Raw genomic sequence first — 20,218 nt, 5'->3', positions numbered from 1 at the left:
TCCCTCGACGACCCCCGCCGCTCCGGGTGGTCATCCTGTACAGAAAGCCCGCCGAAGCAGGTCCGGCACTGAGCAGATTGCCCAGCGAGAAACCAAACTATTGCGCACCTTGCCGCACCGGAGTGAGGCTGCGCCTATGACGCAGACCACACACCACACTCCCGACACCGCCCGGCAGGCCGACCCCTTCCCGGTCAAGGGAATGGACGCGGTCGTCTTCGCCGTGGGCAACGCCAAGCAGGCGGCGCACTACTACTCGACCGCCTTCGGCATGCGGCTGGTCGCCTACTCCGGACCGGAGAACGGCAGCCGCGAGACCGCGAGCTACGTGCTGGAGAACGGCTCCGCCCGTTTCGTCCTCACCTCCGTCATCAAGCCCGCGACCACCTGGGGCCACTTCCTCGCCCAGCACGTGGCCGAGCACGGCGACGGCGTCGTCGACCTCGCCATCGAGGTCCCGGACGCGCGCGCCGCGTACGCCTACGCCCTCGAACACGGCGCCCGCTCGGTGGCCGAGCCGTACGAGCTGAAGGACGAGCACGGCACGGTCGTCCTCGCCGCCATCGCGACGTACGGCGAGACCCGCCACACCCTCGTCGAGCGCACCGCCTACGAGGGCCCGTACCTCCCCGGCTACGTCTCCGCCGCGCCGATGGTCGAACCGCCCGCCCAGCGCACCTTCCAGGCCATCGACCACTGCGTCGGCAACGTGGAGCTCGGCCGCATGAACGAATGGGTCGGCTTCTACAACAAGGTCATGGGCTTCACGAACATGAAGGAGTTCGTGGGCGACGACATCGCCACCGAGTACAGCGCGCTGATGTCGAAGGTCGTGGCCGACGGCACGCTCAAGGTCAAGTTCCCGATCAATGAGCCCGCCATCGCCAAGAAGAAGTCCCAGATCGACGAGTACCTGGAGTTCTACGGCGGCGCGGGCGTCCAGCACATCGCGCTGAACACCAACGACATCGTGCAGACGGTGCGCACCATGCGCGCGGCCGGCGTGCAGTTCCTCGACACCCCCGACTCGTATTACGACACCCTCGGCGAGTGGGTCGGCGACACCCGCGTCCCCGTCGAGACCCTGCGCGAGCTGAAGATCCTGGCCGACCGCGACGAGGACGGCTACCTGCTGCAGATCTTCACCAAGCCGGTCCAGGACCGTCCGACCGTGTTCTTCGAGATCATCGAACGGCACGGCTCGATGGGCTTCGGCAAGGGCAACTTCAAGGCGCTGTTCGAAGCGATCGAGCGGGAGCAGGCCAAGCGAGGCAACCTCTGAGGCTCCTGCGCGACCTGCGTGACCTGCGAAACCTGTGAATTCGTAGAAAGCGCAACCACATCGGCCCGGTTGGGCCTCTCCAGACGTGCGGGCGCCACGGGGGCGCCCGCACGACCGGGGAGAGAACAGTGACCGACCGCTTCGACCTTGCCGCACCGTCCGAGCGCTGGCTGTGGAAGAAGGGGACGCTGCGGGAACCCACGATCCTGCAGTCGTTCGCCTTCGACGAGGTGAATCGGCACCTGTACGTCCTTCAGCTGCGGCGGGGCGGCGGCGCCGCCGGTCACCTGTGCCTGAACAAGCTCGACCTGGCGGGCAAGCGCTTGGGCCACATGTACCTCCAGGGCTTCGGGCACGGCGTCAGCATGGGCGTGCAGAACGATCCCGACGGCACGGTGTGGATCTGGACCGAGGCCGACGCCAAGGGGGGCTACGGCCGGGGGGTCACCCGGTTCCGCTTCTTCGACGGAGCCGTCCGCACGCGGGAGGACGTCAAGGCCCGCCACCCGATACCGGGCTCCACCCACAACCAGCCCTCGGTCTGCATGGCCTCGCGGCGCATCGCCGTACGCCACCGCGTCGACGACGAGCCCCGCTACCGCGTCTGGGACCTGGACGCCTTCGTCGCCCGCGACTACTCCGACCCGGTCGCCGACTTCGCCCAGACCGGCGTGCACCCCGACCCCAAGATCCCCTTCCAGGGGTACGCCCTGGACGGCGACCACCTCTACCAACTGGCCGGCACCGCCTACGACGCCAAGACCAACCCGCCCGCCAAGCGCGGCAACGCCCACATCTCCTGCCTCGACATCCACACCGGCGAACTCCTCGACCGGCAGCACACCGAGGCCGGCCACTCCCTCGACCACCGCGAACCGGAGGGCCTCGCCGTCCGCCACGGCTCCGGGGCACGACTGTGCCTGGGGCTCGCGTCCGGGCCGGAGGGGGAGCGCAGGTTCTCGATCTACTACAAGCCGCGCACGGCCTGAAGCCCCGCAGCCGCGCGCGGTCTGAAGGCCTGCAGTCGCGCGCGGTCTGAAGGCCTGCAGTCGCGCGCGGTCTGAAGGCCTGCAGTCGGGTCTGGTCTGGGGACTCGTAGCCGGGGTGGCCGGGGGTCCCGTAGTCGCGCCGGGTTTGAGGTCCCGTAGCCGCGGTGGCTGGAGGGTCTGCAGTCGGGCCTGGTCTGGGGACTCGTAGCCGGGGTGGCCGGGGGTCCCGTAGTCGCGCCGGGTTTGAGGTCCCGTAGCCGCGGTGGCTGGAGGGTCTGCAGTCGGGCCTGGTCAGGGGACTCGTAGGAGGGGCGGCCGGAGGTCCCGTAGTCGCGCCTGGTCTGAGGACTCGTAGCCGCGCCCGGTCTGAGGTCCGGCAGTCGAGCCCAGCCCGAGGTCCCGCAGCCGCGGTCGGCCTGAGGCCCCGAAGCCGCGCCCAGCCGGAGGACCCGCAGCCGCGGCCGGCCTGAGGACCCGACGCCGCGCCCAGCCCGAGGACCCGACGCCGCGGCTCTCACCCCTGCCGCGGCTTGGCGTCCATCTCCGGTACGTCCGCCACCGACGGCTCGCCCAGCTCCTCCAACGCCGCCTCGGCCAGGGGCACCCGCGTCGGCGAGAAGTGCGGATTGATCCGCAGCGCCTCCTGCAGATGCCGCCGCGCGGGCCCCGCCAGCTCCAGTTCCCGCTCGATCATCGCCCGGTGATACACGTACAGCGCACTGCGCACCCCACCGCCACGCGCCTTGTCGGTCGCGATCCTGGCGAACTTCAGCGCCTCCTTGTCCTCCCCGGCCTGGTGCAGCGCCCACCCCAGGGCGTCGGCCACCGCGATGCCGGGCTGGCGCCGCCACTCGGTGCGCAGCCGCCGTACCGCGGAGGGCGCGTCGCCGTGGTCCGCCTCGAAGAGGCCCAGCACCAGCTCCTCGTCCACCCCGCCCGCCGCGGCCCGCGCCACCCGCTCCCGCAGCAGGTCGTACTGCACGCGGGCCGCCTGCCCCAGCCCCAGCGACTCGTACAACTCGCCCAGTTCCAGCGCGTACTCGGGACACGGCTGCTTGGCCAGCGCCACCCGGTAGGCGTTCAGCGCCTCCGTGGTGCGGCCCAGCGCCGCCAGCGTCCGCCCCTGCCCGGCCAGCGCGGCCCGCTGGTCGGGGTCGAGGCGTACCGCCTCCTCGAAGTGCCGCAGCGCCACGTCCAAGTCGCCGCGTTCCCAGGCGAGTTGACCGGCCCGTTCGAGATACGCCGCCCGCTCGGCCGGTGCCTCGGCGGCCGCCGCCGCGTCGGACAGCGCCGCCGCCGCGTCCTCACGGCGGCCCCGGTCCCGGTAGACGGCCGCCGCCCGCGCCTGCACCGCCGGCCCCGAGCGCAGCTTCAGCAGCCGGTCCAGGGTCCGTTTGGCCGCCTTGTACTCGCCCAGCCCCGTGTGCGCGTCGATCAGCTGCGGATACGTCGTCCATCGCTTCCGGTCCAGCTGAAGCGCCGCCTCGCCCCACGTCAGCGCCGCCCGGAAGTCCCGCCGCGCGTTCGCCAGCGCCGCCATGCCGTCCAGCGCCTCGGCGTTCCTCGCCCGCACCTTCAGCGACGTACGCAGCGCCTTCTCGGCCTTCGGGTAGTTCACCGCCTCCGCGGTCCGCCGCCCCTGCTCCACATACGCGGCGCCCAGCACCGCCCATGAGTGAGCGTCCTTGGGATGCGTCCGCAGATGGGCCTCGCGCTCGTCGATCAGCACCGCCAGATCGGGCAGCGCGGCCGGCACCCCCGTGGTGACCGCGGTGAGCGCCTGCGCACCCGGCGCCGGTGGTGCGGCCTCCCGCGTCCCGGTCGTCCCCCACGGCAGCAGCGCCAGCACCCCGCCCAGCACGGCACACCCGGCCACCGCGGCGATCAGCACCCGTCGGCGGATGCGCGAGCGGTCCGGGGTGGGCTGTCCGCTCTCCGAGACGCCGTTCTCGTTCTTCGAGGCGTCGTTCTTCGAGGCGTCGTGGTCCGTGGCGCTGTTCTCCGCGGCGCTGTTCTCGGTGGCGCTGTTCTCGGTGGTGCCGCTCTCCATGGCGCTGTTCTCCATGGCGCTCACTGTGCGTGAAACCTTGCGTCAATACGACGACCACACCCGTCCGCCGCCGCCTGCCGTACGTGGGGTTCACACCGATGGCCCCGGGTGTCACGCTGTGATCATGAGCCGTACCGAAGCCGCACCCGACCAGGCCCGGGGTGACCTCACCGAGCGGCTGCTCGCGGGTCTGCCTGCCGAGGCCGTCCTGACCGACCCCGACGTCACGGCCTCCTACGCCAACGACATGGCCAGCTTCTGCCCGGCCGGCGCCCCCGCCGTGGTCGTCCTGCCGCGCACCGTCGAAGAGGTCCAGCACGTCATGCGCACCGCCACCGAGCTGCGCGTCCCCGTCGTCCCGCAGGGCGCCCGCACGGGCCTGTCGGGCGGGGCCAACGCCTCCGACGGCTGCATCGTGCTGTCCCTGACCAAGATGGACCGCATCCTGGAGATCAACCCGGTCGACCGCATCGCGGTCGTCGAGCCCGGCGTCATCAACGCCGCCCTCTCCCGCGCGGTGGGCGAACAGGGCCTCTACTACCCGCCGGACCCCTCCAGCTGGGAGATGTGCACGATCGGCGGCAACATCGGCACCGCCTCGGGCGGCCTGTGCTGTGTGAAGTACGGGGTGACGGCCGAGTACGTCCTCGGCCTGGACGTCGTCCTCGCCGACGGACGCCTGATGTCCACGGGCCGGCGTACGGCCAAGGGCGTCGCGGGATACGACCTGACCCGCCTCTTCGTCGGCTCCGAGGGCTCGCTCGGCATCGTCGTACGGGCCGTCCTGGCGCTCAAGCCGCAGCCGCCGCAGCAGCTGGTCCTCGCCGCCGAGTTCGCGTCCGCTGCCGCCGCCTGCGACGCCGTGTGCCGGATCATGGCCGGCGGACACGTCCCGTCACTGCTCGAACTGATGGACCGTACGACGGTCAAAGCGGTCAACAACATCGCGAACATGGGACTGCCGGAGACGACGGAGGCCCTCCTCCTCGCCGCCTTCGACACCCCGGACCCCGCCCCCGACCTCGCCGCCGTCGGCGCGCTGTGCGAGGCGGCCGGCGCCACCCAGGTGGTCCCGGCGGACGACGCGGCCGAGTCCGAACTCCTCCTCCAGGCACGGCGGTTGTCCCTCACCGCGCTCGAAGCGGTGCGGGGCGTGACGATGATCGACGACGTGTGCGTGCCCCGGTCCCGGCTCGGCGACCTCATCGAAGGAGTCGAGCGGATCGCCGACAAGCACCAGCTCACCATCGGGGTCGTCGCGCACGCCGGGGACGGCAACACCCACCCGACCGTGTGCTTCGACGCGGCCGACCCCGACGAGTCCCGGCGCGCCCGCGAGTCCTTCGACGAGATCATGGCCCTCGGCCTGGAACTCGGCGGCACGATCACCGGCGAGCACGGCGTGGGCGTCCTGAAGAAGGAGTGGCTGGCGCGCGAGATCGGCCCGGTGGGGATCGAGATGCAGCAGGCGATCAAGCAGGCCTTCGACCCGCTGGGCATCCTGAATCCGGGCAAGCTGTTCTGATCCGTCCCGCCGGTCGGTACGGCTCACTGGGCGAGCAACTGGTCGAGCGCGTCGTCGATCCCCAGCTGCTCGCCCTCGGCCCCCGGGGGAACCACCCGCAACGTCCGCTCCAGCCAGGCCGACACCTGCGCCGCCGGCGCCTCCAGCAGGGCGTCCCCGTCGGGCGAGCTCAGGCCCATGAGCACGACGCTGCGGCCCTCGACCTTCGTCGGCCACACCCGCACGTCCCCGTGCCCACACGGCCGGAACACCCCCTCGACCAGCAGATCGCGGGAGAAGGTCCAGTACACGGGGTGCTCGGAGTTGATGTGGAAGGTGACGTGGACGGCGTACGGATCGTCGCTGTGGTAGCTCAGCCGCGCCGGGACGGGGATGCGGCGCTCGGGCGACAGGATGAGCTTGAGCTCCAGTTCGCGCTCTACGACGGTGTGATGCATGGCGTGGGTGTCCTCTCTCGTGACGCGTGCGGGTCCTGCGGACGGGCCCGTACGAGTGGAGAGCGAGGAGAGGGCTGGATCATTACGCGGGTTCGCAGAACTTTTTTCCGGCCTGTTCCCGGAGCGGTTCCGCACATGTGAAGTACGTGTACGAGGTTGCCCGGAAAGGAGCGGGTCCTACGGGACTGGCGGTGGTTGTTGCGCCGGTCTGATAGATGTGGAGGCCCCCAATCGACCCTCGAGCAGATACCGGACGACGGACATGAGCGCCCCAACCCCGGCCCCAGGCGACGACAGGCCCCGCGAAGGGTATTACCCGGACCCGTCCATTCCTGGATATGTCCGGTACTGGAACGGTGCCTCCTGGGTGCCGGGCACCAGCCGTCCGGCGCCGACGGACGGCGAATCGCTCGCCCCGCCGCCCGGCGCGAACCCGGGCCAGGCCACGTCGGCCCCTGCCGCCCCGGCCGCCTCGGTCGAGGAGACGGGCCCGCACTTCTTCGACGAGGACCCGGCCCAGGAGCCCCCGCAGGCAGACGCCCAGCACGGCAGCCGCCCCGAGCCGGCGTCGGCCTGGGGCGCCGACTCCGCCCACCAGTCCGGCTTCGGCGGCGACCAGGACCGCCGCGTCTCCTGGGGCGCCCAGCAGGGCGCCGACCCGAGGGACCCGGGCGCGGCGGCCGGACCCGGGCACCCGGACGGCCACGCCTCCGCCCCGCCCGCCGAGCCGGACGCGGGCGTCGCCTCCGGTGACACGTTCATGATCCGCCGGCCGGTCGCGGAGGCCGGGGGAGCGCCGTCCTCCGGCGCCCCGGGGCAGGCCGCTCCCCACATCCCGAACCCCGCCGGCTCGGCGCCCGTCGACGGCACCATGGCCATCCGCGCGCTGTCCCCGCGCACGCCGCAGCAGGGCGGGGCGGCCGGGGCGCAGGCCGGGAGCACGGGCGCGTCCGCCGGCTCGGGCGCCGCACATCCGGATGCCCACCACCCCTCGGCGGCCGGCGCCCCGCAGGGCCCCGGCTTCGGCGCTGGGAAGGCTGCCGCCGAGCGCGCCGCGGTGGCCCAGGGGCAGGCCCAGGGACAGCCTCAGGCGGGCGCTCAGGCCGGGGCTGCCGCCCAGGCGGCCGGCGCCGCCCCCGCGGCCCTCTCCGGCCCGCAGCAGGCCGCACCGACCGTCCCCCAGCAGTCCGGCCCCCAGTCCGCGGCCGCGGCGTCCGGCACGCCCATGAGCTCCGGTGCCGGTGGCGGCCAGTCCTCCTGGGCGCAGCAGGTCCACCGGCTCGCGGGACCGTCCGGCGACGACCAGCCGGTCGCCCCCTGGAAGCCCCCGGTCGAGGACATCTTCCAGGCGGCCGCCATGCGCCAGGCCGCCGCCCGCCCCGCCGGCCTCGGCAAGCGGCTGGCCGCGCGGCTGCTGGACACCGTCGTACTGGCCGCCGTCACCGCGGTGGCCGCCGTACCGCTGGGCACCCAGGCGCTCGACCACGTCAACGACAAGATCGACGCCGCCAAGCTCTCCGGCGAGACGGTCACCGTCTGGCTGCTGGACGGCACGACCTCGGCGTATCTCGGCATCGTCCTGGCCGTCCTGCTCCTGTTCGGGCTCGTCTACGAGGTCGTGCCCACCGTCAAGTGGGGCCGCACGCTGGGCAAGAAGGTGCTCGGTCTGGAGGTGCGGGACATCGAGGCCCACGAGCCTCCGACGTTCGGTCCCGCACTGCGCCGCTGGCTCGTCTACAGCATCCCCGGCCTGCTCGGCATCGGAGTCGTCGGCGTGCTGTGGTGCGTGTTCGACCGGCCGTGGCACCAGTGCTGGCACGACAAGGCGGCGCGTACGTTCGTCGCGGGCTGACCGCATACGGCAAACGGCCCGGAGGATTCCGTACTCCGGACGGCCCCGCGCCGGATGCGAAGCCGGGGGGTTCGCGGTCGACTCGGGCCATGAGCAGTGAACCGCCTCCCGGCTCCGGTCAGCAGCCCCCGGAAGACGACCCGTTCAGGAAGCAGCCCCCGTCGTCCGAGGGCCCGGGCTCGCCGTACGGCCAACAGCCGCCGTACGGCGGTCCGCCGCCCCCCTCCGGCGGCGGCCCCTACGGCGGGGACCCGTACGGCGGCGGCGGTTACCCCACCGACCCGCTCGCCGGGATGCCGCCGCTCGCCGACAGCGGCAAGCGCACGCTCGCGCGCATCATCGACATGATCCTGGTCGGCATCGTGGTCTGGCTGCTCACCTGGGGCTTCGGCGTCACCGAGTACGACGTGGACGCCGACGAGGTGGAGTACGGCAAGTCCTTCGTGCAGTCGCTGGTCGCCGCCCTGCTCTTCATCGGCTACGACACCTTCATGACCGTCAGCACGGGGCAGACGCTCGGCAAGAAGCTGCTCAACATGCGGGTGGCCAACCTCGACAACGGGGCCACGCCGTCCGTGCAGACCGCGCTGATCCGGGCGGCGGTGCTGTGGATCCCGTTCGCGTTCTGCTGCGCCTGCATCTGGACCGCGATCTGCGGCGGCTGGAGCTTCTTCGACCGGCCCTACAAGCAGGGCCTGCATGACAAGGCGGCGAAGACGGTGGTGGTCAGCACCAACACCTGAGGCGGGTCAGGGAACACCTGAGATGCGTCAGGGGCGCGTCAGCACCGGTTCTTCGGTCTGTTCCCGTTCCGCGCCTACGGGCTTGGGCCTGCGCACCGCCACCACGCGGGGCTTCTTGGGCATGGGCACCGTCATGGCGACCAGCAGCCCGAGCATGAGTGCCGAGACGGCGATGACCGCGATCCCCACGCCCGAACTCGTCTGGGACAGCAGCAGCATGGCGAGCGTCGAGAAGATCACGGTGCACGAGCCGTAGGAGAGCTGTGCGGCAGTCGGACGAGGCATGATCATCGTGTCCTCGGAATCGGGGGTGCACGGGGGTTTCGGCCTGGCTTTCCGCCGACGTCCGGGCGTTCCGCCATCCGACTCTAACCGCGTGCATGCCCGAGGGGAACAAACCGTAAGCGTGACCTAACCAACAGTGCCGGTGCACAGGGGGCGCACGGAGTCATGCCGTCCACCAAGTGGACGGGGGCACGCGCCCGTTGGTCAAAGATCGTTGTTCGTTAAATGAACATCGACTCCGCATAGTGCAATTGAGGTGTGCAAGTCAAGGTCTGTCTTTTCTGCTTAACCTCTAGTCAAATGTCGTCACTTGACTACACGCGTTGATCAGGTGCGCGCGGAACCTCCATGACCAGGACCTTCCCTCCGTGCGCCCGGACGCGGGGGAGGAAGCAAGTGACCAGCAGACCCTGGACGTTCAGAGCGACGGCAACCGCCGTCGCGCTCGCGGCGGCCGCGGCGACGGGCTCGACCTACGCGGTGGCGCAGGCCGGCGAAGACACCTCGGCGGCATCCGTGGAGCGGCACGACCCGGCGGAGCACACTCACGCCGACCACGACCTGGACGGCCCCCTGAGCAAGACCCAGGAGGCCCAGCGCGAAGAAGCCCTGAACCAGGTCATATCCGGCAAGGCCAAGGTGAAGGAGCGCGCGGGCTCGCAGGTCGTCGAGCTCAAGAGCAAGAAGGGCGACAGCAAGTACGTCGAGCTGGGCCGCGAGAAGACCGACAAGATATTCACGATCCTGGTCGAGTTCGGCGACCAGATCAGCGAGTTCGGCGGCACGCCCGGCCCGGCCCACAACCAGATAGCCGAGCCCGACCGCGCCAAGGACAACTCGACCGCCTGGCAGGCGGACTACAACCAGAAGCACTTCCAGGACCTCTACTTCGGCACCGGCAAGAACGTCGAGTCGATGAAGAAGTACTACGAGAAGCAGTCCTCGGGCCGCTACTCGGTCGAGGGCGAGGTCGCCGACTGGGTCAAGGTCCCCTACAACGAGGCCCGTTACGGCAACAACGCCTGCGGCCAGACCAACTGCTCCAGCGTCTGGAACGTCGTCAGCGACGGTCTGAACGCGTGGGTCGCCCAGCAGAAGGCAGCTGGGAAGACCGACGCCGAGATCAAGGCGGACGTGGCGAAGTTCGATCAGTGGGACCGCTACGACTTCGACGGCGACGGCAACTTCAACGAGGCCGACGGCTACATCGACCACTTCCAGGTCGTGCACGCCGGTGAGGACGAGTCCGCGGGCGGCGGCGCGCAGGGCACCGACGCGATCTGGGCCCACCGCTGGTACGCGTTCGGCACCGACACGGGTGCCACCGGCCCCGCGGACAACAAGCTGGGCGGCGCGCAGATCGGCTCCACCGGCATCTGGGTCGGCGACTACACCGTCCAGCCGGAGAACGGCGGACTCGGCGTCTTCGCCCATGAGTACGGCCACGACCTCGGTCTGCCGGACCACTACGACACCTCCGGCGGCGAGAACTCCACCGGCTTCTGGACCCTGATGTCCTCCGGTTCCTGGCTCGGCACCGGCAAGAAGGAGATCGGTGACCTGCCCGGCGACATGACCGCCTGGGACAAGCTCCAGCTGGGCTGGCTGAACTACGACAAGGCGAAGGCCGCGACGGAGTCCGAGCACAAGCTGGGCGTGGCCGAGTACAACACCCGGCACAAGCAGGCCCTCGTGGTCGAGCTGCCGAAGAAGAAGGTCACCACCGAGATCGTCAAGCCGGCGCAGGGCGCGAACCAGTGGTGGAGCGGCAGCGGCGACAACCTCGCCAACACGCTGACCCGTTCCGTGGACCTCACGGGCAAGTCCTCCGCCTCCCTGACCCTTGACGGCTGGTACGACATCGAGGCCGAGTTCGACTACCTCTACACCGAGGTCTCGACCGACGGCGGCGCCAACTGGACGGCGGTCGACGGCACGGTGGACGGTGCGGCCCTCCCGCGCGACGCCAGCGGCAAGCCCGCGCTCACCGGCACGGTGGACGCCTACAAGAAGCTGGTGTTCCCGCTCGACACCTACGCCGGCAAGAAGATCGACCTGCGCTTCCGCTACCAGACGGACGGCGGCGTGGCCCAGAAGGGCTTCGCGGCCGACGAGATCACCGTGACCGCCGACGGCACGGCCCTGTTCTCCGACAACGCCGAGAGCGCGGACGCCGCTTGGGCGACGAAGGGCTTCAAGCGCATCGGCGGGTCCATCACGGACGACTACGCGCAGTACTACATCGCCGAGAACCGCCAGTACGTGTCGTACGACAAGACCCTGAAGGTCGGCCCGTACAACTACGGCTTCTCGCAGACCCGTCCGGACTGGGTGGAGCACTACGCGTACCAGAACGGCCTGTTGATCTGGAAGTGGGACACCTCCCAGGCGGACAACAACACCAGCAAGCACGAGGGTGTCGGCCTGATCCTCCCGGTGGACTCCCACCCGACTCCGCTGAAGTGGGCCGACGGCACGCTGATGCGCAACCGCATCCAGTCCTACGACGCGCCGTTCAGCCGGTTCCGCACGGACGGCATGACGCTGCACAACGCGGACGTCGCGACCCGGATTCCGTCGCGTGCGGGGGTGCCGGTCTTCAACGACCGGACCAACACGTACTACGACGCGGCGACCCCGACCGCGGGCGTCAAGATCACTGACACCAACACCAAGATCAAGATCATCAAGGAGGCCTCGGACGGCTCGACGATCACGGTCGAGGTCGGCGCTGCGGTGAAGTAAGCAGCATTTTCGCAGGTCAGAGCGCTATCGGCGGCAGCCCCCTGGCGGGTTGCCGCCGATCGTGTTTAGGTGCACCCTGTGCTTCCGTTATTGACACCGGCACCGACGCCGACCCTGACCCTGACCCTGACCTCGATCCTGACACCGACTCGCACGGGGGTGTGACCGCATGGCCGCAGGAGGTTTCTGCAAGCTGCCGACCGGCAGCGTGGTGGTGGCGCTGAACCTGCCCAGACCCACCGCCCAGGGCACGGGCTGCGTCCGTGTCCTCGTCCACGCCCAGAACCGCGCCCGAGCCCTGACCAGGCTCCGCAACCTGGGCATGCGGGCGGTCTACCTGCGCGGCAACGCCGCCCCGCCGACCCCGGACGAGATCACGGCGGTCCTGCACCACCCCGACGGCCTGATATGGCGAACGGCCCCTGACAACGGTGTCGCCATGGGCCCGGAACTCGCCCAGGAGCTGTGGCACCCGATCAGAGCCCTCTTGAGACGCCCAGCGACAACGCCCTAAAGGGGCGCGGAGAACTGCGCGACCAGCCCCCACGGCGCGGCAGCCGCCCGACGGCCCATCGCGGCACCCCCGCGGAGCGCTAGGCGGCACCCCCGCGGAGCGTGCGGCGGAGCGCTACGCGACGACCGGCTTCCCGGACAGCTCGACCCCCGCCTCGCGCAGCTCCTCCAGCGCGCGCTCCGTGGTCTCCGAGGCCACCCCGGCGGTCAGGTCCAGCAGCACCTGCGTACGGAAGCCCTCCCTCGCGGCGTCCAGCGCGGTGGCGCGCACGCAGTGGTCCGTGGCGATCCCCACCACGTCCACCTCCGAGACCTCCCTGGCCCGCAGCCAGTCCGCCAGCCTCACCCCGTTCTCGTCGGCCCCCTCGAACCCGCTGTAGGCCGCCGTGTACGCCCCCTTGTCGAACACGGCGTCGACCGCGCCGGAGGCGACGGCCGGGGCGAAGTTCGGGTGGAAGCCGACCCCCTCCGTGCCGGCGACGCAGTGCGCGGGCCAGGAGTGGGCGAAGTCGGGGTTCGTGGAGAAGTGGCCGCCGGGCGCGATGTGGTGGTCGCGGGTGGCCACGACGTGCTGGTAGCCGGACCCGGCCGCCTGCCCGATCAGCTCGGTGACGGCGGCGGCCACGTCGGCACCGCCGGGCACCGCGAGGCTGCCCCCCTCGCAGAAGTCGTTCTGCACATCTACGACGATCAAGGCGCGGCGCATGGTCGGTGTCCTTCGGTTATGGACGCTGAGGTCGGGACGGTGCAAGCGTGCGGGCCCGGCCGTGAACTTCCGAGCCTAGAGACTTCGGGTGCCCTGCGGGAGGGGGCATGGAGTGAGCGCGCCGGGCGCACTCGCTTCACGACCCCGTCCGGCTCTTCGAGCGCCCGTTGACATACTCCGTCGGGATGACAGGTTCCCCGCGCGAGAGCTGGGTGGCGGACAGCGGCAGATTCGCGCGAGCGGCCGTGTGCCGGTCCCGTACGACGTCCAGCGGCTCACGGGCCACCACGTCACCGCCCTTGACCAGCTCGACCAGCAGCTGCCGGTCGGCGAGCTCGTCCGGCACCGGCCCCGTGCCGACGACCTCGGCCTCCACGGCGCCGTACTCGTCGAGGCGCCGCGCGGCCCACTTGCGGCCGCCGATGGAGGTCTTGCCGCCGCTCGACTTCTTCGCGACCGGCACCAGCGGGGCCCCGGGGTCGGCGGACTCGGCGCGGGCGACCAGCTTGTAGACCATCGAGCAGGTCGGATGCCCGGACCCGGTCACCAGCTGGGTGCCGACGCCGTACGCGTCCACCGGTGCCGCTGCCAGCGAGGCGATGGCGTACTCGTCCAGGTCGGAGGTGACGATGATCTTGGTGTGCGTCGCGCCCAGCTCGTCCAGTTGCTGTCGGACCCGGTGCGCGACCAGCAGCAGGTCGCCCGAGTCGATCCGGACGGCGCCCAGCTCGGGCCCGGCGACCTCCACGGCCGTGCGGACCGCCTCGGCGACGTCGTAGGTGTCCACGAGCAGCGTGGTGCCGCGGCCCATGGAGTCGACCTGGGCCTGGAAGGCGTCCCGCTCGCGGTCGTGCAGGAGGGTGAAGGCGTGGGCGCTGGTGCCGACGGTGGGGATGCCGTAGCGGAAGCCGGCGGCCAGGTCGGAGGTGGAGGTGAAGCCGCCGAGGTACGCGGCGCGGGACGCGGCCACCGCGGCCAGCTCGTGCGTGCGCCGGGCGCCCATCTCGATGATCGGGCGCTCTCCGGCGGCCGACGACATGCGCGAGGCGGCCGCGGCGATGGCGGAGTCGTGGTTGAGGATGGACAGGATCACCGTCTCCAGCAGTACGCACTCGGCGAAGGTGCCCTCGACCCGCATGATCGGCGAGCCCGGGAAGTAGACCTCGCCCTCGGGGTAGCCCCAGATGTCGCCGGAGAAGCGGTAGTCCGCGAGCCACTGCAGGGTCTGCTCGTCGACGATGTTCCGCTCGCGCAGGAAGCCGAGGACGTCGGCGTCGAAGCGGAAGTTCTCGACGGCGTCCAGCACGCGGCCGGTGCCGGCCACGACGCCGTAGCGCCGCCCCTCGGGCAGCCGCCGGGTGAAGACCTCGAAGACGCTCCGCCGCTCGGCGGTGCCCGCTTTCATGGCGGCCTGCAGCATCGTGAACTCGTACTGATCCGTGAAGAGCGCCGTCGAGGGAACGTCCACCGGCAGCCCAAGGTCCGCTGTGTTCATGGCAAGGGATAGTACCCCCATTTCGTCACTCTGACGATTTGTGGGGTCGAGATCACAGCCAAGGCCACAACAGGCGCGGCTGCGCAGCCCGTTTGTGCGACCACCCCCCTCGGGTGGCAGCATGGGCTCTGTGACGTCACCCGCTCCCCTAGAGATCGAACGAACCGAGTCGGCGGAGGAGGTTTTCGCCGTCCCCGAGCCGGACGTCCCCTGGGTCACGATCGTCCACAACGACCCGGTCAATCTCATGAGCTATGTGACCTACGTCTTCCAGTCGTACTTCGGCTACACCAAGGACAAGGCCACCAAGCTCATGCTCGACGTCCACCACAAGGGCCGGGCGGTCGTCTCCAGCGGTACGCGCGAGGAGATGGAGCGCGATGTGCAGGCCATGCACGGCTACGGTCTGTGGGCCACCCTCCAGCACGACCGCAAATGACCGCCAGCCCACGCCCGCAGGACCGGAAGTAGCGAATCGCCTCCATGCCAGGAACCTTCGAACCGCTCCCCGGCGGCGGCGCGGCCGTCGCCCTCGATGACGTCGAGATCTCCATCATCCGGTCGCTCGCCGTCCAGTTGCTGGAACTCATCGGGCCCGGCCCCGCCGAGGAGGCCCCCGACGACCCGCTCGCCGAGCTGTTCGCCGAGGGGCCGAGCGAACCGCCCGCCGACCCGGTCCTCAAGCGCCTCTTCCCGGATGCGTACAGCGACCCGGAGGCGACCCCCGGCCCCCAGGCGGCCGAGGAGCAGCGGGCGTACTCCTCGGAGTTCCGGCGCTACACCGAGAACGACCTGCGCGCCGGCAAGCGCGACAACGCGCTCGCGGTGGTCCGCTCCCTGGACGCGCTCAGTGCCGCTTCCGCCGGCGAGGGCGGTGCGGTGCTCAAGCTCTCCCCCGAGGAGTCCCAGCAGTGGCTCGGCGCCCTCAACGACCTGCGCCTGGCCATCGGCTCCCGCCTGGAGATCACCGACGAGGACGACACCGACCTGCTCTACCGGCTCCCGGACGAGGACCCGCGCAAGCCGATGGTGATGGCGTATCTGTGGCTGGGCGGGCTCCAGGAGACGCTGATCGCCACGCTCATGCCGTAGCGCGCGACTTTTTTGTAGTGATATGTGACCGTTCTGTGTTCGCTCAGAGGACGCTCAAATCCGGATAACGATCGCGTCACCGCCGCCACCCGCTATGGAGACGGCGGTGTTTTTTGTCCGGTTCTTCTTGTGTGATGCGCCACATGTCTCCTAGTCGATCACTGTGACGGCCGTGATAAATCTTCACGACGCCCGCCGAGCACCACCCGAATGTTCGGCCGGGTGCGCCACATGGCCGACGGATCGTCGGCCGGGCACAGCTCCAGCAATCCGGGGGGATCGAGACCCGATCCGAGGCCGACGAAGGGCCCGGGTCGGCATGGAGAAAGGCGCACAACACATGACCTCTTCGAAGGTCACTGACGCAGAGGCCACGGGCGCCCCCGAGGAGGGGTACGAGCGCGGGCTCGGCAGCCGTCAGGTCCAGATGATCGCCATCGGCGGCGCCATCGGCGTCGGCCTGTTCTTGGGTGCCGGCGCGAACATCGCCAAGGCCGGTCCCAGCCTCATCCTGATGTACGCCCTCGCGGGCGCCATCGTCTTCTTCATCATGCGGGCGCTCGGTGAGCTCCTGCTCTACCGCCCTGTCTCGGGTTCCTTCGCCGAGTACTCCCGTGAGTTCCTCGGCCCGTTCTTCGGCTACTTCACCGGCTGGACATACTGGCTGATGTGGGTCGTGACCTGCATGGCCGAGCTCACGGCCGCCGCGATCTACGTCGACTACTGGTTCTCCGACATCCCGCGGTGGGTCACCGCCCTGGTGTTCACGGTGGTTCTCTTCGGGGTCAACCTGATCTCCGTGAAGCTCTTCGGTGAGCTGGAGTTCTGGTTCTCGATGGTCAAGGTCACCGCCATCATCGGCATGATCGTCATCGGCCTCGGCGTGCTCACCTTCGGCTTCAGCAACGCCGGTGACACCGCCGCCGTCTCCAACCTCTGGGCCTTCGACGGCTTCTTCCCCAAGGGCGTCGGCTCCTCCCTGATGACCCTGCAGGGCGTCATGTTCGCCTACCTCGCGGTCGAGCTGGTCGGTGTCACGGCCGGCGAGTCGGAGAACCCGGAGAAGACCCTCCCCAAGGCGATCAACACCCTGCCCTGGCGTATCGCGCTGTTCTATGTCGGCGCTCTCACCGTCATCCTGTGCGTGGTGAAGTGGACCGAGTTCGCGGAGGGCGTCAGCCCCTTCGTGAAGGCCTTCGCGATGATGGGGATCCCGGCCGCCGCCGGCATCGTCAACTTCGTCGTGCTGACGGCGGCCCTGTCCTCCGCCAACTCCGGCATGTACTCCACGGGCCGCATGCTGCGGAACCTGGCCGAGAGCGGCGAGGCCCCCAAGGTCTTCGCGAGGCTGTCGTCCACCAAGACGCCGGCCCTTGGTATCACCATCTCGATGGTGTTCATGTGCGTCGGCGTGGTCCTGAACTACGTCGTCCCGGAGAAGGCGTTCGGCTACGTCACCTCCGTCGCCACCGCGGCCGGCATCTGGACCTGGCTGATGATCCTGATCAGCCACGTCGTCTACCGCCGCGCGGTCGTCGCGGGCCGCCTGCCCGCCTCGTCCTTCCCGGCGCCGGGCGGCTCGTTGTGCAGCTGGATCGCCATCGTGTTCCTGCTCTTCGTGACCGGTCTGATCGCCTACGACGCCGACTCCCGCGTCTGCCTGTACGTGATGGCGGGCTGGGCAGTCGCCCTGGGCATCGGCTGGGCGTTCATCAAGGGCCGCAACCCGCAGATCGCCGCGCGCGGCGGCGAGGAGCCGGAGTTCGAGAAGGTCGGCTGAGTCCGCCGTATCGAGAAGGCCGGCCGAGTCGGTCGTATTCGAGAAGGCCGGCCGAGTCCGCCGTATACACGGCCGAGGACGCCCAGTCGCAGGGAGCGCTCGTGGTGCCCCCTGGTGACTGCCGCTCAGGGCGTCCGGCATGTGGGCCGTCCCGTACCACTCTTCGGTACGGGGCGGCCCTTCTGCTTATCCTGACGAGCATGCTGACCATCACCCAGGCCCTCGTCGACCAGATCGTCGCCCACGCGCGCAAGGACCACCCCGACGAGGCGTGCGGCGTCGTGGCGGGGCCGGCGGGCTCGGACCGCCCGGAGCGTTTCATCCCGATGCTGAACGCGGCCATGTCGCCCACGTTCTACGAGTTCGACTCGGGCGACCTGTTCAAGCTCTACCGCGAGATGGACGACCGCGACGAGGAGCCGGTGGTCATCTACCACTCCCACACGGCGACCCAGGCCTACCCGTCGCGCACCGACATCTCCTACGCGAACGAGCCCGGCGCGCACTACGTCCTGGTCTCCACGGCCGACACCGACGGTCTCGGCGAGTTCCAGTTCCGCTCGTTCCGGATCGTGGACGGCGAGGTGACGGAGGAGGAGGTCGAGGTCGTAGCGGCCTACTGATCCCGCATCCCGCTATTTGGCCAGAATCCGTCCACCATGCGAGATCACACTCTGGGTGCCCGACCGGGAATCGATACGATGAGCCCATGGTTTCCCACGACGTGAGCGAGAAGACGCCGGGCATGCTGCTCGTGGCGCGGCTGCACGTCGACCTGTGCAGGCTCGCCAGCGCCATCTGTTGACGCTGCCCCTGCCGCCGTACGGCCGTGAGCCGCGGCGCTGCCCACACGCACCACCTGCTGTACCTGCGCTGCCGCGCGCCCCCGACTGACTACTCCCGACAGGAGCCCTGAGCCATGGCCATCGAGGTCCGCATCCCGACCATCCTCCGCCAGTACACCGACGGTCAGAAAGCGGTGGAGGGCAGCGGTGACACCCTCGCCGAGCTGTTCACCGACCTCGAGACCCGGCACGCGGGCATCCAGGCCCGCATCGTGGACGAGGGCCAGCTGCGCCGCTTCGTCAACGTCTACCTGAACGACGAGGACGTCCGTTTCGTCGACGGCATCAACACCAAGCTGTCCGACGGCGACACCGTGACGATCCTGCCGGCTGTCGCCGGCGGCATGGCCTGAGACCGGTATGCGCTACGACTCCCCGCTCGCCGCGGTGGGCAACACCCCTCTGGTGTGCCTGCCGCGGTTGTCGCCGTCCGCCGACGTCCGCATCTGGGCCAAGCTGGAGGACCGCAACCCCACCGGCTCGGTCAAGGACCGCCCGGCCCTGCACATGATCGAGCAGGCGGAGAAGGACGGCCGCCTCACCCCCGGCTGCACCATCCTGGAGCCGACCAGCGGCAACACCGGGATCTCGCTGGCCATGGCGGCGAAGCTCAAGGGCTACCGCATCGTCTGCGTGATGCCCGAGAACACCTCGCAGGAGCGCCGTGACCTGCTCGCCATGTGGGGCGCGGAGATCATCTCCAGCCCCGCCGCGGGCGGCTCCAACACCGCCGTACGGGTCGCCAAGGAGCTGGCGGCCGAGCACCCGGACTGGGTGATGCTCTACCAGTACGGCAACCCGGACAACGCGGGCGCGCACTACGCGACGACCGGCCCGGAGATCCTCACCGACCTCCCCTCCATCACCCACTTCGTGGCCGGCCTCGGCACCACGGGCACGCTGATGGGCGTCGGCCGCTACCTGCGCGAGCACAAGCCGGACGTGAAGATCGTCGCGGCGGAACCGCGCTACGACGACCTCGTCTACGGCCTGCGCAACCTCGACGAGGGCTTCGTACCCGAGCTGTACGACGCCTCCGTCCTGACCACCCGCTTCTCGGTCGGCTCGGCCGACGCGGTCACCCGCACCCGCGAACTCCTCCAGCAGGAGGGCATCTTCGCGGGCATCTCCACCGGCGCCGCGCTGCACGCCGCGATCGGGGTCGGAAAGAAGGCGCTGGCGGCCGGCGGGAGCGCGGACATCGTGTTCGTCGTGGCCGACGGCGGCTGGAAGTACCTCTCGACCGGCGTCTACACGGCCGCCACGACGGAGGCCGCCATCGAGACCCTGCAAGGTCAACTCTGGGCGTGAGCAACGCCCGCCACCGGCTCTCCCGGCGGAGCGCTCACGGGGCGAGGTGACGGACCTGGTCCCACACGACCGGGTCCATCACCCCCACCCGCCGCCGGAAGTCCCCCACCGGTACGTCCCGCAGCTCGCCCGTCTCCAGGAAGCTCGCCCGCCCACGGGTGTCCCCGACCGAGCCCGGCGGCAGCGGAATCACTCCGCCCCGCTCGTCGCGGTACTTGCTGGTGATCTTCGCGACGGTGACCCGCTGCCCGCGCACCGCGAGCACCAGACACGGCCGGTCCTTCGCTCCCGGCCCGTCCTCGTAGGGCACGTTCGCCCACCAGATCTCGGCGGGCTCCGGACGAGCGGGACCACGCCCGTCCTGACGGGCCGCAGTGCGCCGGTCCGCCAGCCCCGGCGGACGCGTCCGCCGCCCCCGGGGACGCCGCCTGCGCCCCCACCCGTCCACGAGCGCGGCGATCAGTGCGAGCAACACCACCGCCGCGAGCGCCAGCCACCAGGACGTGTCCATGGGCACGACGGTACCGGCGTGCGCCGGGCCCCGCGCGCCCTCCCTCCCGCCTCACGC

The 20,218-nt window shown here is 70.3% G+C and carries 21 protein-coding genes; 15 read left to right on the top strand and 6 right to left on the bottom strand.

Annotated elements, in window-relative coordinates; genetic code table 11:
- The first annotated feature begins 136 nt into the window (after nucleotides 1-136).
- Nucleotides 137-1,282: a 4-hydroxyphenylpyruvate dioxygenase gene (gene hppD, locus PBV52_RS17405; protein ID WP_274239293.1), complete on the top strand. Its 1,146-nt coding sequence runs from the start codon at nucleotides 137-139 to the stop codon at nucleotides 1,280-1,282.
- A 128-nt stretch (nucleotides 1,283-1,410) separates the two neighbouring features.
- Nucleotides 1,411-2,271: a Teichoic acid biosynthesis protein C (Precursor) gene (locus PBV52_RS17400; protein ID WP_274239292.1), complete on the top strand. Its 861-nt coding sequence runs from the start codon at nucleotides 1,411-1,413 to the stop codon at nucleotides 2,269-2,271.
- Nucleotides 2,272-2,785: 514 nt separating this feature from the next.
- On the opposite strand, the gene PBV52_RS17395 is transcribed toward PBV52_RS17400, so the two are convergent.
- Nucleotides 2,786-4,147, bottom strand: coding sequence for a tetratricopeptide repeat protein (locus PBV52_RS17395; protein ID WP_373922012.1), 1,362 nt, complete (start codon nucleotides 4,145-4,147; stop codon nucleotides 2,786-2,788).
- Between the two features lie 105 nt (nucleotides 4,148-4,252).
- Between PBV52_RS17395 and PBV52_RS51740 the strand changes: the two genes are divergently transcribed.
- Together PBV52_RS51740 and PBV52_RS17390 are read left to right on the top strand one after the other, a co-directional pair.
- Nucleotides 4,253-4,354, top strand: a complete 102-nt coding sequence (locus PBV52_RS51740; protein WP_373921880.1) for a pentapeptide repeat-containing protein — start codon at nucleotides 4,253-4,255, stop codon at nucleotides 4,352-4,354.
- 85 nt (nucleotides 4,355-4,439) lie between these two features.
- Nucleotides 4,440-5,846 (top strand): FAD-binding oxidoreductase, encoded by a 1,407-nt coding sequence (locus PBV52_RS17390; RefSeq protein ID WP_274239290.1) that lies wholly within the window; start codon nucleotides 4,440-4,442, stop codon nucleotides 5,844-5,846.
- A gap of 23 nt (nucleotides 5,847-5,869) precedes the next feature.
- Here the strand turns inward: PBV52_RS17390 and PBV52_RS17385 are convergent, their stop codons facing one another.
- Nucleotides 5,870-6,283 carry an SsgA family sporulation/cell division regulator gene (locus PBV52_RS17385; protein ID WP_274239289.1) on the bottom strand — a complete coding sequence of 138 codons (414 nt, stop codon included), beginning with the start codon at nucleotides 6,281-6,283 and terminating at the stop codon, nucleotides 5,870-5,872.
- Between the two features lie 262 nt (nucleotides 6,284-6,545).
- Here PBV52_RS17385 and PBV52_RS17380 point away from each other — a divergent pair, with 262 nt between their 5' ends.
- On the top strand, nucleotides 6,546-8,135 hold the full coding sequence (locus PBV52_RS17380; protein ID WP_274239288.1) for an RDD family protein: 1,590 nt from the start codon (nucleotides 6,546-6,548) through the stop codon (nucleotides 8,133-8,135).
- A gap of 89 nt (nucleotides 8,136-8,224) precedes the next feature.
- Nucleotides 8,225-8,878, top strand: coding sequence for an RDD family protein (locus tag PBV52_RS17375; RefSeq protein ID WP_274239287.1), 654 nt, complete (start codon nucleotides 8,225-8,227; stop codon nucleotides 8,876-8,878).
- Between the two features lie 27 nt (nucleotides 8,879-8,905).
- On the opposite strand, the gene PBV52_RS17370 is transcribed toward PBV52_RS17375, so the two are convergent.
- Complete coding sequence (locus PBV52_RS17370; RefSeq protein WP_274239286.1) at nucleotides 8,906-9,169, bottom strand: hypothetical protein; 264 nt, start codon at nucleotides 9,167-9,169, stop codon at nucleotides 8,906-8,908.
- A 390-nt stretch (nucleotides 9,170-9,559) separates the two neighbouring features.
- On the opposite strand from PBV52_RS17370, the gene PBV52_RS17365 reads away from it, so the two are divergent.
- Together PBV52_RS17365 and PBV52_RS17360 are read left to right on the top strand one after the other, a co-directional pair.
- A complete protein-coding gene (locus PBV52_RS17365; protein ID WP_274239285.1) occupies nucleotides 9,560-11,908 on the top strand; it encodes an immune inhibitor A domain-containing protein in 2,349 nt (782 codons plus the stop codon).
- 169 nt (nucleotides 11,909-12,077) lie between these two features.
- Nucleotides 12,078-12,422, top strand: a complete 345-nt coding sequence (locus tag PBV52_RS17360; protein WP_274239284.1) for a hypothetical protein — start codon at nucleotides 12,078-12,080, stop codon at nucleotides 12,420-12,422.
- Nucleotides 12,423-12,536: 114 nt separating this feature from the next.
- Here PBV52_RS17360 and PBV52_RS17355 read toward each other — a convergent pair whose 3' ends face one another.
- Nucleotides 12,537-13,127, bottom strand: coding sequence for a nicotinamidase (locus PBV52_RS17355; RefSeq protein WP_274239283.1), 591 nt, complete (start codon nucleotides 13,125-13,127; stop codon nucleotides 12,537-12,539).
- Nucleotides 13,128-13,263: 136 nt separating this feature from the next.
- Nucleotides 13,264-14,622 (bottom strand): nicotinate phosphoribosyltransferase, encoded by a 1,359-nt coding sequence (locus PBV52_RS17350; protein WP_274239282.1) that lies wholly within the window; start codon nucleotides 14,620-14,622, stop codon nucleotides 13,264-13,266.
- 121 nt (nucleotides 14,623-14,743) lie between these two features.
- On the opposite strand from PBV52_RS17350, the gene clpS reads away from it, so the two are divergent.
- From clpS to PBV52_RS17320, 7 genes are all read left to right on the top strand, one after another.
- Nucleotides 14,744-15,061, top strand: coding sequence for an ATP-dependent Clp protease adapter ClpS (gene clpS / locus PBV52_RS17345; protein ID WP_030053518.1), 318 nt, complete (start codon nucleotides 14,744-14,746; stop codon nucleotides 15,059-15,061).
- A 44-nt stretch (nucleotides 15,062-15,105) separates the two neighbouring features.
- Entirely contained in the window at nucleotides 15,106-15,714 is a 609-nt protein-coding gene (locus PBV52_RS17340; RefSeq protein ID WP_274239281.1) for a DUF2017 domain-containing protein, read from the top strand.
- A 340-nt stretch (nucleotides 15,715-16,054) separates the two neighbouring features.
- Entirely contained in the window at nucleotides 16,055-17,494 is a 1,440-nt protein-coding gene (locus PBV52_RS17335; RefSeq protein WP_274239280.1) for an amino acid permease, read from the top strand.
- A 200-nt stretch (nucleotides 17,495-17,694) separates the two neighbouring features.
- The gene (locus PBV52_RS17330) at nucleotides 17,695-18,117 is read left to right on the top strand and encodes a M67 family metallopeptidase (protein ID WP_274239279.1); all 423 of its coding nucleotides are present in this window, start codon (nucleotides 17,695-17,697) and stop codon (nucleotides 18,115-18,117) included.
- An 86-nt stretch (nucleotides 18,118-18,203) separates the two neighbouring features.
- Nucleotides 18,204-18,299, top strand: a complete 96-nt coding sequence (locus PBV52_RS51735) for a putative leader peptide (RefSeq protein WP_019759525.1) — start codon at nucleotides 18,204-18,206, stop codon at nucleotides 18,297-18,299.
- 114 nt (nucleotides 18,300-18,413) lie between these two features.
- Complete coding sequence (locus PBV52_RS17325; RefSeq protein WP_128428790.1) at nucleotides 18,414-18,692, top strand: MoaD/ThiS family protein; 279 nt, start codon at nucleotides 18,414-18,416, stop codon at nucleotides 18,690-18,692.
- A 7-nt stretch (nucleotides 18,693-18,699) separates the two neighbouring features.
- Nucleotides 18,700-19,650, top strand: coding sequence for a PLP-dependent cysteine synthase family protein (locus PBV52_RS17320; protein WP_274239278.1), 951 nt, complete (start codon nucleotides 18,700-18,702; stop codon nucleotides 19,648-19,650).
- A gap of 34 nt (nucleotides 19,651-19,684) precedes the next feature.
- Here the strand turns inward: PBV52_RS17320 and PBV52_RS17315 are convergent, their stop codons facing one another.
- Nucleotides 19,685-20,161 (bottom strand): type II toxin-antitoxin system PemK/MazF family toxin, encoded by a 477-nt coding sequence (locus tag PBV52_RS17315; RefSeq protein WP_274239277.1) that lies wholly within the window; start codon nucleotides 20,159-20,161, stop codon nucleotides 19,685-19,687.
- Nucleotides 20,162-20,218: the final 57 nt, after the last annotated feature.

Origin of the sequence: Streptomyces sp. T12 (genome assembly GCF_028736035.1) — a bacterium.
Lineage (GTDB): Bacteria > Actinomycetota > Actinomycetes > Streptomycetales > Streptomycetaceae > Streptomyces.
The sequence above is the reverse complement of the archived record's forward strand: the minus strand, read 5'-3'. Positions and strand labels throughout refer to the sequence as shown.